Below are 3,611 nucleotides of genomic sequence, written 5' to 3'. Positions count from 1 at the left end.
CCGGTCCGGCAACAACGGCTCGATTCGCGCCCACTGCGCGTCGCTTAACGGCACACCCGGACCAACGATCAGATGATCCGAACGAAACGGCCTAGGTGTATTGATCACGAGCGTTGTTGACATGTGCCGGTGCTTGATCATGGCGAAGACCTCCGGTGTGGTGGAGCTGTCTAGGAACGCACCGCCCGGAGGTCTTCGTGTCCCACCGTAATGCCCGGCTGACCATTCATGGCAGACGGATCCTGGTCGAGCGGGTGCTGTCGGGTCGGCCGGTCGCCCATGTCGCTGCTGAGATGGGCATCTCACGGGCGACCGGGCACAAGTGGGCGGCCCGCTGGCGGGCCGAGGGGGATGCGGGCCTGGCCGACCGCCCCAGCCGGCCGCATTCGACACCGCACCGCACCCCGGCCTCAGTGGAGGCCCGGGTCTGCGAACTGCGCCGGACACGCAAGCTGGGCCCGGCCCGGATCGGGCCGATCCTGGGCCTGCCCGCCTCGACCGTGCACCGCATCCTGAGCCGACACGGCCTTAACCGGCTCGCCTGGATGGACCGGCCCACGGGCCAGCCCATCCGCCGCTACGAACGCTCACGGCCCGGCGAACTCGTCCATGTCGACATCAAGAAACTCGGCAACATCCCCGACGGCGGCGGCTGGCGCACCGTCGGCAGAAGCGCCGGCGCCCGCAATCGGCAAGCAACCACCAGTCAGCACAAAAGCAGCAAACCGGTCATCGGCTACAGCTACATCCACTCCGCCGTCGACGACCACTCCCGCCTGGCCTACAGCGAGGCCCTGCCCGACGAACGCCAGCACACCGCGATCGCCTTCTGGACCAGAGCCCACGCGTTCTTCACCGCCCACGGCATCACCGTCGAACGCGTCCTGACCGACAACGGCTCCTGCTACAAATCCAAGCTCTTCACCCAGGCTCTGACAGCGGCCGGCATCACCCATAAGCACATCCGCCCCTACCGCCCGCAGACCAACGGCAAGGTCGAACGCTTCAACCGCACCCTGCTCGACGAATGGGCCTACCAACAGCCATACACCACCAACCACGAGCGGACCGCGGCCCTGGCAGACTTCCTCCACACCTACAACCACCACCGCACCCACACCGCACTCGGCGGCCAGCCACCCATCACCCGCGTCAACAACCCTCCAGGTCAATACACCTAGGCGACGTGTCTTGAGCTGCATGCTGTCGTCAAGCAAGTCCTTCGTCAGCGCCTCTCGGGGCTTCGCGCTGACGGGAGCTGCGGCGCTGGCCCCTCGTTCTCAAAACTGCTGCCGGAGACCTTCACCCGCGAGGATCATGTCAGCGGAAGGCTGGAGCACGTCGCAGATGGGGAAGCGCCTCCGTTGAGGACCAGAGTGAACGGAAAAGCATGGCCACACCCCTCACCCCGCAGACCGTCCAACGGCTTGCGTTCATCCGCTTCCTCTACGAGCAGGGAACCGCCCAGGCCGGCCAGCCCCAGCCCATCGCGGCCACGTCGGTGCTGTCCTTCCACGACAGTGTCGAGCTCTTCCTCGTCCTCGCCGGCGAACACCTGCAGGTCAACCTGCCCACTCAGATCAACTTCTCCGAGTACTGGGGAAAGCTCGCCCCGAAGCTTCCCTCCGGCTCTGAACTGCCCAGCAAAAAGGCCATGGAGCGAATGAACAAGCTCCGGGTCAACCTCAAGCACCACGGAGCAATCCCGTCTCCGACGGACATCGCTCAGGTCAAGGCGGACGTGACGACGTTCTTCACCGACGCAACCCAACTGGTCTTCGGTGGGAGTTTCACGGAGATCGACATGATCGACCTAGTGACGAGGGTGGAGACCGTCCAACTCCTGCAGGACGCGCACACCCATGCCCTCGTCGGGGACTTCCCATCCGCGATGGCTGGCTTGCGGATTGCCTTCACCGAACTTATCGACCACTACACCGAACATCGAACACGGGGAGCAAGGTCCCCCTTCCGATTCGGTCCCACTGTCACCAACCGTCCCTTCGACCACCGCAATTCACGTGATGAGACCCTTCGCCAACTGGACAAGGTCAGCAACGCGACAGAAGCGATCCAGCGCGCTATGCGCGTCATCAGCCTCGGGATCGACTACGCGCGCTATGCACAGTTCGAGATTCTCGCTCCGGTGGTCCACGGCTACATGGACGGGTCGAGGCGCTTCGTGGTCGACGAAGGCCACAAACTCCTCTCCGAGGGCGACTACCAGTTTGGTCGCCTGTTCCTCATCGAGTCTGCACTGCAGGCGGCGAAGGTCGACTCGGTGCTGCAACGCCGAAATGACCACCGACAGGCGAATAGCCCTCAGCCGGGTGTCTGGGCGGCAGGGGATGAGAGGACCTGGGAAGGGCCCGCACACTGAGACTGTCGGCGCCGCAGCGCACCCGGAGGGGGCTGGCCCTCAATGACACCGATGGCCTCGCCCCCTGACGGGGGCGAGGCCATCGCGCAGTTCACCATCCGGACCAGACACATCGCGGACACGCACGCAACGCATCACCCCAGTTCAAATCCGATGCGGACACTCCAGAACTCGGAAAACTTGACTAAGAGGTGTCCCGTAACTGCCGGTCATGGGTGAGATGGTCTTGATGTGGCTGGTGTGTCACGGCGTCGGAGCCGTCTTGAATACGTCCGTTCACCGGGCTGAGCCCACGCTCCTTCGGCAGGTTGGTGACCGCGGTGCAGCGCGAGAGCGCAGCCGAACCACGGACGGGTCGTCCGTGGGGCCTCTCGCTTGAGGACCGTATTCTCCTGGTCGCCGCCTACTGGCGCACCAACTTGACCATGCGCCAACTGGCTCCGCTGTTCGGGACCTCGAAGTCGGCGGCCGACCGGATCATCGACCACATCGGGCCCCTGCTGGCCTTGCCGCCCCGACGCCGGTTCGCGAGGGGCACTGTTCTGATCGTGGACGGGACGTTGGTGCCCACCCGCGATCACGCGGTGGCCGAGCAGTCGAAGAACTATCGGTACTCCACCAACCACCAGGTAGTCATCGATGCCTACACCCGTCTGGTCGTCGTGGTCGGACGGCCGCTGCCCGGCAACCGGAACGGCTGCAAGGCGTGGGAGGAATCAGGGGCCAAGTCAGCGGTCGGACGGACGACCGTGATAGCTGACGGCGGCTACCCAGGGACTGGATTGATCATGCCGCACCGCCGCACCAAGCACGAGGAAATGCCCGACTGGAAGCGGGAGCACAACCGCTCACACAAGCAGGTCCGTGCACGAGTGGAGCATGCCTTTGCCCGAATGAAGACCTGGAAGATCCTCCGCGACTGCCGGCTCAAAGGCGACGGCGTCCACCATGCCAAGCGCGGCATCGCCCGCCTGCACAACCTCAACCTTGCCGGATAGGACCACAGCCGAACTCCCGCAGGTTCTCACCCGCGTCCGTCGGCGGGCGCGGAGTGTGTCGCGGCCACTGCGCTCCCACCTGTTCCACCACAGCGGCTCGGAAGGCTTCCAAAAGGACGCTTCCGGGGTACGTCCCAAAAGCTTGGTACTTCCAGCGGTAGTAGCACGACCAGTAGCTCACCACGCGCCGCTCCGTGCGCGCGAAGAAGGCCGCATTCCGAGCGATGAACTCA

Annotated in this window: 3 protein-coding genes; all 3 read left to right on the top strand. The window is 64.7% G+C overall.

The genetic code is table 11. The annotated features are described in order from the left end of the window. Positions 1–197: 197 nt before the first annotated feature. The 3 genes from ACZ37P_RS38405 to ACZ37P_RS38395 all read left to right on the top strand — a co-directional run bounded on the left by ACZ37P_RS38405 (position 198) and on the right by ACZ37P_RS38395 (position 3,378). Positions 198–1,181, top strand: coding sequence for an IS481 family transposase (locus ACZ37P_RS38405; RefSeq protein WP_467351144.1), 984 nt, complete (start codon positions 198–200; stop codon positions 1,179–1,181). A gap of 209 nt (positions 1,182–1,390) precedes the next feature. Then, entirely contained in the window at positions 1,391–2,380 is a 990-nt protein-coding gene (locus ACZ37P_RS38400; RefSeq protein WP_467351142.1) for a hypothetical protein, read from the top strand. Between the two features lie 266 nt (positions 2,381–2,646). Beyond that, entirely contained in the window at positions 2,647–3,378 is a 732-nt protein-coding gene (locus tag ACZ37P_RS38395) for a transposase (RefSeq protein ID WP_401858769.1), read from the top strand. Positions 3,379–3,611 lie beyond the last annotated feature (233 nt).

This window comes from Streptomyces sp. NPDC024632 (assembly GCF_055559175.1).
This window is presented reverse-complemented; position numbering and strand designations above follow the sequence as displayed.

Excerpts from the sequence above, each read along its gene's own strand:
- ACZ37P_RS38400 (WP_467351142.1), top strand. The coding sequence starts at position 1,391 with ATGGCCACACCCCTCACCCCGCAGACCGTCCAACGGCTTGCGTTCATC.